Source organism: Streptomyces sp. CB02058, assembly GCF_001905505.1.
Classification (GTDB): domain Bacteria; phylum Actinomycetota; class Actinomycetes; order Streptomycetales; family Streptomycetaceae; genus Streptomyces.
In genome coordinates this window covers 1188215-1200684 of record NZ_LIPG01000002.1, presented here as the reverse complement: position 1 = coordinate 1200684, position 12470 = coordinate 1188215, and the positions used below count along the sequence as shown (strand labels likewise).

The 12470-nt window shown below is 72.5% G+C and carries 10 protein-coding genes; 4 read left to right on the top strand and 6 right to left on the bottom strand.

Annotated features, from left to right (window positions below; genetic code table 11):
* Nucleotides 1–18: 18 nt before the first annotated feature.
* Nucleotides 19–2610, bottom strand: a complete 2592-nt coding sequence (gene pepN / locus AMK10_RS12630) for an aminopeptidase N (RefSeq protein ID WP_073748050.1) — start codon at nt 2608–2610, stop codon at nt 19–21.
* A gap of 198 nt (nt 2611–2808) precedes the next feature.
* On the opposite strand from pepN, the gene AMK10_RS12625 reads away from it, so the two are divergent.
* On the top strand, nt 2809–3690 hold the full coding sequence (locus AMK10_RS12625) for an MHYT domain-containing protein (protein WP_079180673.1): 882 nt from the start codon (nt 2809–2811) through the stop codon (nt 3688–3690).
* A gap of 15 nt (nt 3691–3705) precedes the next feature.
* On the opposite strand, the gene AMK10_RS12620 is transcribed toward AMK10_RS12625, so the two are convergent.
* Nucleotides 3706–4041 (bottom strand): chorismate mutase, encoded by a 336-nt coding sequence (locus tag AMK10_RS12620; protein ID WP_073747765.1) that lies wholly within the window; start codon nt 4039–4041, stop codon nt 3706–3708.
* Nucleotides 4042–4078: 37 nt separating this feature from the next.
* Nucleotides 4079–4924, bottom strand: a complete 846-nt coding sequence (locus tag AMK10_RS12615) for an AraC family transcriptional regulator (RefSeq protein WP_073747764.1) — start codon at nt 4922–4924, stop codon at nt 4079–4081.
* 125 nt (nt 4925–5049) lie between these two features.
* On the opposite strand from AMK10_RS12615, the gene AMK10_RS12610 reads away from it, so the two are divergent.
* Complete coding sequence (locus AMK10_RS12610; RefSeq protein ID WP_073747763.1) at nt 5050–6858, top strand: glycoside hydrolase family 35 protein; 1809 nt, start codon at nt 5050–5052, stop codon at nt 6856–6858.
* A gap of 6 nt (nt 6859–6864) precedes the next feature.
* On the opposite strand, the gene AMK10_RS12605 is transcribed toward AMK10_RS12610, so the two are convergent.
* Complete coding sequence (locus AMK10_RS12605; protein WP_073747762.1) at nt 6865–7641, bottom strand: S1 family peptidase; 777 nt, start codon at nt 7639–7641, stop codon at nt 6865–6867.
* Between the two features lie 254 nt (nt 7642–7895).
* Here AMK10_RS12605 and AMK10_RS12600 point away from each other — a divergent pair, with 254 nt between their 5' ends.
* Together AMK10_RS12600 and AMK10_RS12595 are read left to right on the top strand one after the other, a co-directional pair.
* Nucleotides 7896–8801: a hypothetical protein gene (locus AMK10_RS12600; RefSeq protein ID WP_073748049.1), complete on the top strand. Its 906-nt coding sequence runs from the start codon at nt 7896–7898 to the stop codon at nt 8799–8801.
* A 38-nt stretch (nt 8802–8839) separates the two neighbouring features.
* Complete coding sequence (locus AMK10_RS12595; protein WP_079180672.1) at nt 8840–9988, top strand: ankyrin repeat domain-containing protein; 1149 nt, start codon at nt 8840–8842, stop codon at nt 9986–9988.
* Between the two features lie 118 nt (nt 9989–10106).
* On the opposite strand, the gene AMK10_RS12590 is transcribed toward AMK10_RS12595, so the two are convergent.
* Nucleotides 10107–11780 (bottom strand): DEAD/DEAH box helicase, encoded by a 1674-nt coding sequence (locus AMK10_RS12590; protein ID WP_073747761.1) that lies wholly within the window; start codon nt 11778–11780, stop codon nt 10107–10109.
* 207 nt (nt 11781–11987) lie between these two features.
* Entirely contained in the window at nt 11988–12191 is a 204-nt protein-coding gene (locus AMK10_RS12585) for a cold-shock protein (protein WP_015607926.1), read from the bottom strand.
* Nucleotides 12192–12470: the final 279 nt, after the last annotated feature.

Below are 12470 nucleotides of genomic sequence, written 5' to 3'. Positions count from 1 at the left end.
GGGCGTGGTGCGGGTGGGTCAGTGGGCTTCGCGTACGGCGAGTGCGCGGCGGAGGTCGTCGAGCTGGTCGGTGAGTTTGCGGCGGAGCGCCGGGGTGAGCGCGGAGGCGTCGAGGGCGTCGGTGCCGCGCCGGAGGCTCTGGGCGTCGATGGCGTGTACGGGGAAGGCGTGGCGCCCGGCGGCTTCGGCGATGGCGGGTCCGCGGCGGGCGGCGAGGGCGGCGGCGTCGGGGTAGTAGCGGTCGACGTAGTGATGGAGGAGTTCGCTCTGCTCGGGCTGCCAGAAGCCTTGGGCGGTGGCGGTGAAGAGGTAGTTGGACAGGGTGTCGTCGCTGAACATGGCCTGCCAGGCGGCTTCCTTGGCCTCGGGGGTGGGCAGTGCGGCGCGGCAGCGGGCGGCGCCTTCCTGTCCGGTGGCGCTGGGGTCCTTGTCGAGTTCGCGGGTGATGACGGCTTCGTCGATGGCGCCGAGGACGGCGAGGCGGGTGAGGATGCGCCAGCGGAGTTCGGGGTCGAGTTCGGGCCCGCCGGGGACGGTGCCGTCGCCGAGCCATTCCTGGATGGCTTCGGGCTGGGTGGCCGCGTCGATGAAGTGGCGTACGGCGGTGAGGCGGAGGCCGGGGTCGGGGCTGCCGGGGGTTCTGGTGCCGGGGCCCTGTTCCCAGTCCTTGGCGGTGAGGCCCTCGGTGCGGCGGAGGAGGTCGCGGCAGAGCGAGGTGAGGGTGGCGAGGGCGGCGGGGCGGTCCTGGGGGGCGAGGTAGCGGTCGGCGATCTGGGTGGCGGCGAAGCCGAGGACACCGTTGACGAGGGCGAGGTCGGTCTCGTGGGGGAGGTGGGTGCGGGCGGCGCTGAGGTAGGCGGTGGGGTGGAGTTCGCCGTCGCGGACCATGTCGCGGGCGGTGTTCCAGATGAGGGCGCGGGTGAGGGCTTCGGGGATGCCGGAGAGGTGGGTGAGGGCGGTGTTCCAGGAGTGGGGGTCGAGGCGGACCTTGGCGTAGGTGAGGTCGTTGTCGTTGAGGACGACGAGGTCGGGGCGTGGGCCGGGCTGGGTGGCGGGGGTGCCGTTCTGGGGGATGTCGAGCTCGAAGCGTTCACGCAGGACGAGCTGGTCGGGGCCGGTCTGTGTGCCGAGGCTGTGGTCGTAGGCGCCGACGGTGATGCGGTGGGGGCGTTCGCCGGTGCGGTCGACGGCGAGGTTCCAGCTGTGGCCGGTGTTCTCGACGCGGGCGGTGAGGGTGTCGATGCCGGTGGTGCGGAGCCAGCCGGCGGCCCAGGTGTGGACGTCGCGGTCGGTGGCGGTGGCGAGGTTGTCGATGAAGTCGGCGAGGGTGGCGTTGGCGAACCTGTGCCGGGCGAAGTGGGTGTTGATGCCGGCGAGGAAGTCCTTCTCGCCGAGCCAGGCGACGAGTTGGCGCAGGGCGGAGGCGCCCTTGGCGTAGGAGATGCCGTCGAAGTTGAGGAGGGCCGAGGCGGTGTCGGGGACGGCGTCGGGGTCGGGGGCGACGGGGTGGGTGGTGGGGCGCTGGTCGGCGTCGTATCCCCAGCCCTTGCGGGAGACACCGAATTCGACCCAGGTGTCGGGGAACAGGGTCTCCCTCGCCCGGACGGAGTCGAGGGCTTGGGGAAGGGTGGCCTCGGTGAGGGTCTGGTAGCCCATGTACTCGGCGAAGGACTCGTTCAGCCAGATGTCGTCCCACCAGGTGAGGGTGACGAGGTCGCCGAACCACATGTGGGCCATCTCGTGGGCGATGACCATGGCGCGGGTCTGGCGTTCGGTGTCGGTGACGGCGGAGCGGTAGACGAACTCGTCGCGGAAGGTGACGAGTCCGGGGTTCTCCATGGCGCCGGCGTTGAATTCGGGGACGAAGGCCTGGTCGTACGAGTCGAAGGGGTAGGGCTCGTCGAACTTCTCGTGGTAGCGGTCGTAGCAGGCGCGGGTGATGCCGAGGATCTCGTCGGCGTCGGCGTCGAGGTGGGGGGCGAGGGAGCGGCGGCAGTGGATGCCGAAGGGCAGTCCGGCGTGCTGGGTGGTGACGGAGTGCCAGGGGCCCGCGGCGACGGCGACGAGGTAGGTGGAGATGGGCGGGGTGGGGGCGAGGGTCCAGCGGCCCTCGGTGGCCTGGGTGGCGGTGCCGTTGCCGAGGACGGTCCAGCCGGCGGGTGCGGTGACGGTGAGGTCGAAGACCGATTTGAGGTCGGGCTGGTCGAATGCGGCGAAGACGCGCTGGACGTCCTCCATGAAGAGCTGGGTGTAGACGTAGGTCTCGCCGTCGGCGGGGTCGGTGAAGCGGTGCATGCCCTCGCCGGTGCGGGAGTAGCGCATGGTGGCGTCGGCGGTGAGTTCGTGGGGGCCGGCGGTGAGGCGGTCGAGGGGGTAGCGGTTCCCGTCGAGGCGTTCGGGGTCGAGCGGTTGTCCGTCGAGGCTGAGTGCGCGCAGTGTCTCCGGCTTGATCTCGACGAAGGTGTCTCCGGTGTCACGGGCGGTGAACCGGATGGTGGTCCGGGAGTCGAAGGTCTCCTCGCCCGTGGTGAGGTCGAGGTCGACCGTGTACCGGTGTACGTCGAGGAGCTGGGCGCGGGTCTGCGCTTCTTTGCGCGTCAGTACGGACATGGCGCCCATGCTGCCGTACGGGCCGGAGGCTGTGCAGTGGGGTTCTCGCAGGGCTGACGGGGCCCGGCAGGGGCGGGGCGGGGCGGTCTCCCGCGGGGGTTCCGGATACGGGATTTGGCCGATAGGTTAGGCGACCCTAAAGTCACACTCCACACCCTTCCTTCACATTTCCACGCGCACGCCAGGGGGCGACCGGCTATGCAGGGCACGATCGACGGCTTCAGCTACGGGGCCGTGACGCCCGTGGTGGCGTACGTGATGGCATGTCTCGGCAGCGCGCTGGGACTGCGCTGCACCATCCGCTCCCTGCGCAACACCAGTGCCTGGAAGCCCGGTTGGCTCGCGCTCGGCGCGGCCTCCATCGGTTCGGGCATCTGGACGATGCACTTCGTCGCCATGATGGGTTTCGACGTGGCGGAGGTCCCGGTCACCTACGACCTGCAGCGGACGTGGCTGAGTCTCGCGGTCGCGATCGTGGTGGTCGGCGTGGGTGTCTTCATCGTGGGGTACCGGGGGGCGACCCGTACGGCGCTCATATCGGCGGGTCTGGTGACGGGACTCGGGGTCGCGGCGATGCACTACATCGGCATGGCGGGCATGCGGCTGAACGGCCGGATCGAGTACGACACGGTGGCCGTCACGCTGTCCGTCGTGATCGCGGTCGCCGCGGCGACCGCGGCGCTCTGGGCCGCGGTGTCGGTGCGCGGTTTCCTGGCGAGCCTGGGGGCCTCGCTGGTCATGGGGGCCGCCGTCACCGGCATGCACTACACGGGCATGGGCGGTATCGCCGTGCATCTGCACACGACCGGGGCTTCCAGGGCGGTCGCGGGTGACACGGCGGCCTCGATCATGCTGCCGCTGCTGATCGGGCCGGTGACGTTCCTGGTCCTCGCGGGTGTCGTCGTGATGTTCGACCCGCTGCTGGTCCTGGGCGAGGGCGAGTGGTCCGCCCCGGGCACGGCGGTGGGAGGAAAGCGGCGGGCCGGGGGCGGGGCCCAGGAGGCCCCGGCGCGGGGCGGGCAGGCCGAGGCCCGGCCGGAGTACCCTCCGCGGTCGCCGCGGGACACCCACACCTGGTGACCGCTCCGGGGCGGCTCAGGCTCCGGGGGGCGTGGCCTCTCCCGCCGACTCCTCCGCGATGCGCTCGTGGTGGCGGATGACCTCGGCGACGATGAAGTTCAGGAGCTTCTCGGCGAAGGCGGGGTCGAGCTTGGCGCTCTCGGCGAGCTGTCGCAGCCGGGCGATCTGACGGGCTTCGCGGGCCGGGTCGGCGGGCGGCAGGTGGTGCTGGGCCTTGAGGTGGCCGACCTGCTGGGTGGCCTTGAAACGCTCGGCGAGCATGTGGACGACCGCGGCGTCGATGTTGTCGATGCTTTCGCGCAGCCGGTTCAGTTCGGTGGTGACGTACTCGTCGATGTCCCTCGTGGTCATGGTCAGCGAGCTTAGACGTAGGTGCGGGCGCGCCCGGTCACGGGGCGGGGTCCCGGTGGCCGTCCTGGATGGCGCGTCCCTGCTGGGCGCGGAAGCGCACGGGGGCGGTGCCGACGCGCCGGGCGAAGAGCCGGGAGAAGTAGGCGGGGTCGTCGTAGCCGACGCGGCGGGCGACGGCGGCGACCGGCAGGTCGGTGGCGGCGAGGAGTTCCTTGGCGTGACTGAGCCGGATGTTCAGCAGGTAGTCCTTGGGCCCGCATCCGGCGGCGCGTTTCACGGCGGCGCGGAGTTCCGCGGGGGTCATGCCGTGGCGGGCCGCGTGGTCGGCGACGGACAGGGGCCGCAGTGCGTCGCGCGCGAGGGCCTGGAGCACGGGTGTTCCGTCGGGTCCGGTGTCGGCGCGTGCCCGGCGCAGGGCGACGAGGAGTTCGTGGAGGGCGGCGCCCGCCTCCACTTCGAGGAGAGGGCCCTCGTGCCGGGCGGCGCGGACGATGCGGCCGATGGCGGCGCGGGGGCCGGCGGTGCCGGTGAGGGGGACGAGGGGGCGGTCGGGTTCGATGTATCCCAGTTCGGTGTAGGTGGTGGTGGCGGGCCCGGTGAAGTCGACGAAGCTCTCGTCCCAGCCGGTGGGGTCGGCGCCGTAGTGGTGGGGCGTGCCGGGGGTGAGCCAGATCAGGCTGGGTGCGGTGACGGCCGTGCGGCGGCCGTCGGGGGTGGCGAGCCAGCCGCTGCCCGTGTTGACGAGCACGGCCGTGTGGTGGTCGAGGGTGCGGGGGCCGACGGTGGGCAGGGCGCCGTGCTGGAGGCCGACCCCGAGGCAGACGAGGCCGAGGCGGTGGTGGCGGGGGCTGGGGGTGAAGAAGCGCATCCAGGTGTGGTGCACCGGCTTCGTGTCCCTGGCGGCTGTTGCGTCCAACTGTCGGCGATCTTTCTCCATGGACCGGGGTGGGTACCGGGGCGATGCTGAGGGCCGGCATGGGACCTCGCACTCAGGAGCGTACGAGCACGATGACTGACTTCACGGTGGAGGACGGCCACTTCCGGCTGGACGGAGAGCCCGTACGGCTGCTGTCGGGGGCGCTGCACTACTTCCGGGTGCACGAGGACCAGTGGGAGCACCGGTTGTCGATGCTGCGGGCGATGGGCCTCAACTGTGTGGAGACGTACGTCCCGTGGAATCTGCACGAGCCGCGGCCGGGCGATTTCCGGGACGTGGGGGCGCTCGGCCGGTTCCTGGACGCGGTGCGGGGGGCGGGGCTGATGGCGATCGTGCGCCCCGGTCCGTACATCTGCGCCGAGTGGGAGAACGGCGGGCTGCCGTCCTGGGTGACGGGGCGGTTCGGCCGGCGGGTGCGGACCAGGGACGCGGGGTACACGGCGGCGGTGGAGCGCTGGTTCGGGGAGCTGTTGCCGCAGGTGGTGCGGCGCCAGATCACGTGCGGCGGTCCGGTGGTGATGGCGCAGGTGGAGAACGAGTACGGGAGTTACGGCTCCGACCGGGTCCATCTTCAGGAGCTGGCGGGTCTGTTGCGGCGGTGCGGGGTGACGGTTCCGCTGTTCACGTCGGACGGGCCGGAGGACCACATGCTGACCGGGGGCTCGGTCCCGGGCCTGACGGCCACGGTCAACTTCGGTTCGGGGGCGCGGGATGCCTTCGACGTGCTGCGCCGGTACCAGCCCGGGGGGCCGCTGATGTGCATGGAGTTCTGGTGCGGCTGGTTCGAGCACTGGGGTGCGGAGCCGGTGGTACGCGATGCCGCCGCGACGGCCGCCGCGCTGCGCGAGATCCTGGAGTGCGGGGCCTCGGTGAACATCTACATGGCGCACGGGGGCACGAGTTTCGCGGGCTGGCCGGGTGCCAATCGTTCGGGTCCGCTGCAGGACCGGGAGCTGGTGCCGACGGTGACGTCGTACGACTACGACGCACCGGTCGACGAGTACGGCCGGGCGACCGAGAAGTTCTGGCAGCTGCGGAAGGTGCTGGCGGAGTACGGGGAGGGCCCGCTGCCGGAACCGCCGCCCGAGCCGGTGGGCCTGGCGCGGCCGGTGCGGATCGCCCTGACGCAGGGGGCGCCGCTGGCCGGTGTGCTGGAGGCGCTGGGCGATCCGGAGACGGCGGAGTCGGGGGTGCCGCCGACGTTCGAGGACCTGGGGGTGGACCGGGGCCTGGTGCGGTACCGGGTGGACGTCCCCGGGCCCCGGAAGGCGTATCCGCTGAGGGTGGCGGGTCTGCGGGACCGGGCCGTGGTGTACGTCGACGGGGTGCGGGCGGGGGTCCTCGACGAGGAGGACCACACGCTGGAGGAGCCGGTGGCGGGGCCCGCCGAGGTGGAGCTGTGGGTGGAGTCGCTGGGCCGGGTCAACTACGGGCCCCGGCTGGGCGAGCCGAAGGGCATCACGGGCGGGGTGCTGCACGAGCGGCAGTTCCTGCACGGGGTGCGGGCGCGGGCGTTGCGTCTGGACGCGTTCGGGGAGCCGGGGGCGGTGGCGGCCCGGGTGGCGTTCGTGGACGCCGGGGAGGTGGGGCCGACGGGGCTGTTCCGGGGGTCCTTCGAGGTGGCGGACGCGGCGGGTACGGGGCACGCGGGGCTGGAACTGCCGGGCTGGACGCGGGGGTTCGTGTGGGTGAACGGCTTCTGCCTGGGCCGCTACTGGTCGGTGGGGCCGGGGCGTCCGCTGTACGTTCCGGGGCCGGTGCTCCGCGAGGGCGCCAACGAGGTGTGGGTGCTGGAGCTGGAGCGGGCCGGCGACCCGTTCGCGGAGCTGGGCCCGGGGGCGCCCGTCGGGCGGGGCGCCCCCGGGGACGAGCCGGGCTGAGCGGGGTCAGAGGGTCGCCGCGGCCGATGCGATGGCGGAGGCGAAGGCCGACACCTGGGTGTAGACGCCGGGGTAGCCGGGCTGGGCACAGCCCTCGCCCCAGCTGACGATGCCGACCTGGATCCAGGCTCCGGCGTTGTCCTTGCGGAACATGGGGCCGCCGGAGTCGCCCTGGCAGGTGTCGACGCCGCCGGTGCTCACGTATCCGGCGCAGATCTCCTGGCTGGGCACGAGGTCACTGCCGTAGGCCTGCTGGCAGGTGGCGTCGGAGACGAAGGGGACGGTGGCCTTGAGCAGGTAGCGCTGCTGGCCTCCGCCCTCGACGGCCGCGCCCCAGCCGGCGACGGTGAAGGTTCCGGAGTCGTAGGCGGTGGTGGTGGCGATCTTCAGGGTGGGCTGGTTGATGGGCTGCGCGAGCTTGATCAGTGCCCAGTCCTTGCCGACGCCGTTGTAGCCGGGCGCCTGGAGGACCTTGGTGGAGCGGACCTTGACGGCCAAGGACGACTGGAGGTCGACGACGCCGGCGGTGGCGGTGATGGAGGTGTTGTTGCCCGATCCGCTGACGCAGTGGGCTGCGGTGAGGACGACGGTCGGGCTGTAGAGGGCTCCGCCGCAGCCCATGGAGAGGCGGACCATGAAGGGGAATTCGCCCTGGGCGGCGCGGGTGCCGCCGACGACGGGGGCCGGGGCGGCGGAGGCGCCCGACGGCTGGAGGCTGAGGGTGGCGAGGGCCACGGCGGCTATGACGGAGAGTCTCTTCAGGGTGCGCAGAAGCTGCTTCACGGGCTGTGCCTGCTTTCGGTGGGGGCGAAGTGGGGGGTGCGTGCGCAGGCGTGCGGGCGCGCGTGTCCTGTTCAGGGGCTTGCGGCCAGGAATTCTCGGCATGCCCTCGACAAGACCATCCGATTATCGGGAAGCGATCACCGCTGCCACAAGGCGGGGAATCCGGCCAAGATCACACGGCGGCGAGCGACGGATTCCGGGCGGACCGGCCTACAGTGAAAGTCTGTTGAGTGCCGCCGATGGGGGGTCCGGACGTGAGCGAGGGCAGGAGCGGAGGCGGGCCGGTCGTCCACGGCTTTCCGCATCTCGACGCCGTGCGGTCCGCGATCACCGCGCTCTACCGGCGGATCTCCCCCGAGGGGGTGCGCGCCTACTCCACCAGCCTCTCCCCCGCGGACGCCGCGTTCTCCGACATGGACGACCTGCACCTGGGGGCCCAGCGGGTGGCCGGCGCCCTGGTCCAGCACCTGCGGCTCCCGCAGGCCCGTGTCGTCGTCGGGTTCCGGCGGATGGATCACGCCGCGAGCGTCGAACTCACGGCGGGCCCCGAGTACTTCATCGAGCTCAACGACCGCTTCCGCACGCACCGGCGGGACATCGGCGCCGCGCTCGCGCACGAGATCACCCATGTGCTGCTGCACCGGCTGGGGCTGGAGCTCCCCGGCACCCGCGACAACGAGATCCTCACCGACACCGTGACGGCCTACCTCGGCGCGGGCTGGCTCCTGCTCGACGCCTTCCGCCAGGACGCGGTCTCCAGCCAGAAGCTCGGCTATCTCACGCCCGAGGAGTTCGGTTACGTCCTCGCCAAGCGCGCACTCGCCTTCGGCGAGGACCCCTCGGTGTGGTTCACCAGCCCCCAGGCGTACACGGCGTACACCAAGGGCCGGGCGGAGGCGCTGCGCGATCTGCACCGGCCCCCGCTGACGGCCGCGGGCTGGGCGGGCCGGCGCCGCTACGCCAAGGACCGGCGCGAGGCGAGGGACCACCCGGGCGCGGACCAGGACCCGGCCGTTCCGTACGCCTTCGAGTCCGGTGCGGACGGCCTCCGGGTCTCCTTCACCTGCCCCACCTGCCACCAGCGCGTCCGGGTGCCGGTGCGCGGCAGGACGCGGGCGCGGTGCGGGCTGTGCCACACGGTCCTGGAGTGCGACACCTGACGGGCCGGCACCGACCGGGGTGGCCGTAGGGTCGATGTATGACAAATGGTCCGGTCGGTGGTGTCAGCGGTCTCTTCGACGCGTTGTACGAGGGTGAGAACGCCGTCGTACGGGCGCTCCGCGCGGGCGCGCCCGCCGAGTCGAGCGACGAGGACGGAACGACCGCGCTGTATCTGGCGTCCACCCTGGATCTGCCCGGTTCGGTCCGGCTGCTGCTGGCCGCGGGCGCGGACCCGAACAGGGCGAGCGGTCCGGAGGCGGGCGATCTGCCGCTGTGCGGGGCGGCGTGCGGAGACCACGTCGAGGTGGCCGAGACGCTGCTCGCGGCGGGCGCGGAACCGGACCTGAGAGAGGAGTTCGGCTTCACCGCGCTGCGCTGGGCCGCGGGGCTCGGACACGCGCGGGTCGCGGAGGTCCTCCTCGCGCACGGCGCGGCCCCGGACCTGCCGGGCCCGCACGACGAGGCCCTGCTCGTGGTCGCGGCCCGGCGGGGCTCGACGGAGACCGTACGGGCACTGCTGCGGCACGGCGCCCGCGCGCTCTCCCCCGCACTGGAGGAGGCCCGGCGCATGCTGACGCTCGACGTGGAGGCGGAGCTTCGGGGCGCCCTGCTCACGGCGTACGGGGACGGGGGCCACACCTGCGTGGTGCGCCGCGCGCCGCAGGACGGCGGGGTGACCGTCACGGCCGAACTGCTGCGGGACGGCGAGGTGTTCGCCTCCCAGGACCAGCAGACGGGACACGGGGCGATCGCGACGCTCCTGGAGCTCGAGCTGGGCCTGCGTGCCCCGTACGAGGAGCTGGCGGTCAGGGCGCTGCGGGGAGGTGGCCCGGGGCTCGACAACTGGCTGGTGACGGTCGGGGCGCTGTGGCTGCGCGGCGACGAGGAGACGTTCCAGGCGGCCGCGGCCTGGACGGCGAGCGAGGATCCGCTGCGCCGGGCGTTCGGCGCGGATGTGCTGGCCCGCCTCGGATTCCGCACCGGGGACCGGCCGTTCGCCGCCCGCGCGGTGCCGCTGCTGCGCGAGCTCGCGGCGGCACCGGACCCGTTGCCTGCCGACGCGGCGGCACGGGCCCTGAGGGGATACGAGGCCGCACCCGGCCACGACGGGCCGTACGACCGGGAGGTCACGTCCGGCCACGAGGACCACGGCCGGGAAGCCGCACCCGGCCCCGGAGGCAGGTAGGGGCAGGAGCCCGCGCCCGGCCACGAGGACCACGGGCACGGACCCCTCCCGGCGGGTGAGGCCGGGGGACAGCACGGGGCGCGGCGACCGGCGAGGGCCGGTCACCGCGCCCCGGGGGTCACGCCGCCCGGCGGCCACGCCCGGGCGCGCTGCCGCGGCCGGAGCCACCGGCACGGCCGGCCCCGGCCGCACGGGCCGAGCCGCCCGCGCCACCACGCGCCGAACCGCCGCCCGCACCGCCGCGCGTGCCGCCGCCACCGGCGCCGCCGCGGGCCGTGCCGCCGCTCTGAGCGGTGCCCGAGGCAGCGCCCGTACCGCCGCGCCGTCCACGGCCCCTGCTGCCCGAGCGGAAGGAGGATCCACCGGCCGCGGAGCCGGAGCCCGCGCTGCCGCCGCGCGTACGCGGCTTGGGCTGGGTGGGCTGGGGCACCTCTATGACGACCGCGACACCGGACGGCTCACGGGCACCCGTGATCCGGCTGAGCTCCTCGTCGCCGGACTTGATCCGGGTGGTGCGCGGCGCGATGCCAGCGTCCTGCATCAGCCGGGTCATGTCGCGCTTCTCCTCGGGCAGCACGAGCGTGACGACGCTGCCGGACTCCCCGGCGCGCGCCGTACGCCCGCCGCGGTGGAGGTAGTCCTTGTGGTCGGTCGGCGGGTCCACGTTGACGACCAGGTCCAGGTCGTCGATGTGGATGCCGCGGGCCGCGACGTTCGTCGCGACGAGCGCGGTGACCTGGCCGTTCTTGAACTGGTCCAGCGTCCGGTTGCGCTGCGGCTGGGACCGTCCGCCGTGCAGGGCCGCGGCCCGCACACCGCTGGCGAGGAGCCGCTTGGCGAAACGGTCGGCGGCACGCTTGGTGTCGACGAACATGATCACCCGGCCCTCGCGGGCGGCGATCTTCGTGGCGACGGCCTTCTTGTCCGTCTCGTCCAGGACGTGGAGCACGTGGTGCTCCATCGTGGTGACCGCGCCGGCGGACGGGTCGACGGAGTGCACGACCGGGTCGGTGAGGAACATCTTGACCAGCCGGTCGATGTTCTTGTCGAGGGTCGCGGAGAACAGCATCCGCTGCCCGTCGGGCTCGACCTGCTTGAGCAGCGCGACGACCTGCGGCATGAAGCCCATGTCGGCCATCTGGTCGGCCTCGTCGAGGACGGTGATCGCGACCTCGTCGAGACGGCAGTCGCCGCGCTCGATGAGGTCCTTCAGCCGGCCGGGCGTGGCGACGAGCACCTCGGCGCCGCGGCGCAGCGCACCGGACTGCCTGCTGATCGACATGCCGCCGACGACGGTGGCGACGCGCAGGTTCACGGAGGTGGCGTACGGGGTCAGCGCGTCGGTGACCTGCTGGGCGAGCTCACGGGTGGGCACCAGGACGAGCGCCAGCGGGGCGTGCGGCTCGGAGCGGCGTCCCGCCGTGCGGGCCAGCAGGGCCAGGCCGAAGGCCAGGGTCTTGCCGGAGCCGGTGCGGCCGCGGCCGAGGATGTCCCGGCCGGCCAGCGAGTTCGGCAGGGTGGCGCCCTGGATGGGGAAGGGGTCGGTGACGCCCTGCGCTGCGAGGGTCTTCAGCAGCGCGGCGGGCATGTCCAGCTCGGCGAACGCCTCGACGGCGGGCAGCGCGGGGGTCATGGTCTCGGGCAGCGCGAATTCGCCGCCCTGCGCGGGCGCGGGCCTGCGGCGGGCCGGTGCCCTGCCGGATCCACGGTTGTTCGCCTGTGCCCGGTCCGTGCCGCGCCCCTTTATCGGGCGGTTGCGGGTCGGTCGGTCCTGGCGTTCGGAGCGGGTCATACGGAATTGCCCTCCTGGGGGATTCCTGGGGTTGCTTGGGAGTACTGCCGACTGCTGCGGACTGCTTGATGTGCGCCCCAGGATGCATGCACAGAGCAGGTGTCCCGGCGGTGTGGGCCGACGGGGGCCGGACGAGCCGGAAACAGCACAAACCGGGGCCCGCACCTTGACGGTGCGGGCCCCGGCTGCGAGGTACGCGTCCGGAGATTAGGCCGGGACGATGTTCTCCGCCTGCGGGCCCTTCTGGCCCTGCGTGACGTCGAAGGAGACCTTCTGGCCCTCCTGGAGCTCACGGAAGCCCTGGGTGGCGATGTTGGAGTAGTGGGCGAAGACGTCGGCGCCGCCGCCGTCCTGCTCGATGAAGCCGAAGCCCTTTTCCGAGTTGAACCACTTCACGGTTCCAGTAGCCATGTCATTCTCCTAAAAGAGGTGCAGTGCCGGAAATCCGCACTTTACGAATTCCAAGTCGCCGCATTGAGCCCCATCCGGAGAAAGCCGGAAAACAATAAAGCGCCTGATGGAGGGTTCCCGTCAGGCGCACATAAAGTTCATGGGTACCAAAACTGCAACTGGGCAACCGTAGCACGTTCCGTCGCGGGGCGGCAGATCACGCCGTACCGGCGCGCCGAAAATTCTGCTGACCAGGGCGATGACGAGGTTCGTTCACGGCGGGTTCCCCAATCGTTCCCG

Coding starts and splice junctions, on each gene's coding strand:
- AMK10_RS12590 (WP_073747761.1), bottom strand. CDS start 11,780: ATGACCCGCTCCGAACGCCAGGACCGACCGACCCGCAACCGCCCGATA.
- AMK10_RS12585 (WP_015607926.1), bottom strand. CDS start 12,191: ATGGCTACTGGAACCGTGAAGTGGTTCAACTCGGAAAAGGGCTTCGGC.
- AMK10_RS12620 (WP_073747765.1), bottom strand. CDS start 4,041: ATGACCACGAGGGACATCGACGAGTACGTCACCACCGAACTGAACCGG.
- AMK10_RS12625 (WP_079180673.1), top strand. CDS start 2,809: ATGCAGGGCACGATCGACGGCTTCAGCTACGGGGCCGTGACGCCCGTG.
- AMK10_RS12610 (WP_073747763.1), top strand. CDS start 5,050: ATGACTGACTTCACGGTGGAGGACGGCCACTTCCGGCTGGACGGAGAG.
- AMK10_RS12595 (WP_079180672.1), top strand. CDS start 8,840: ATGACAAATGGTCCGGTCGGTGGTGTCAGCGGTCTCTTCGACGCGTTG.
- pepN (WP_073748050.1), bottom strand. CDS start 2,610: ATGTCCGTACTGACGCGCAAAGAAGCGCAGACCCGCGCCCAGCTCCTC.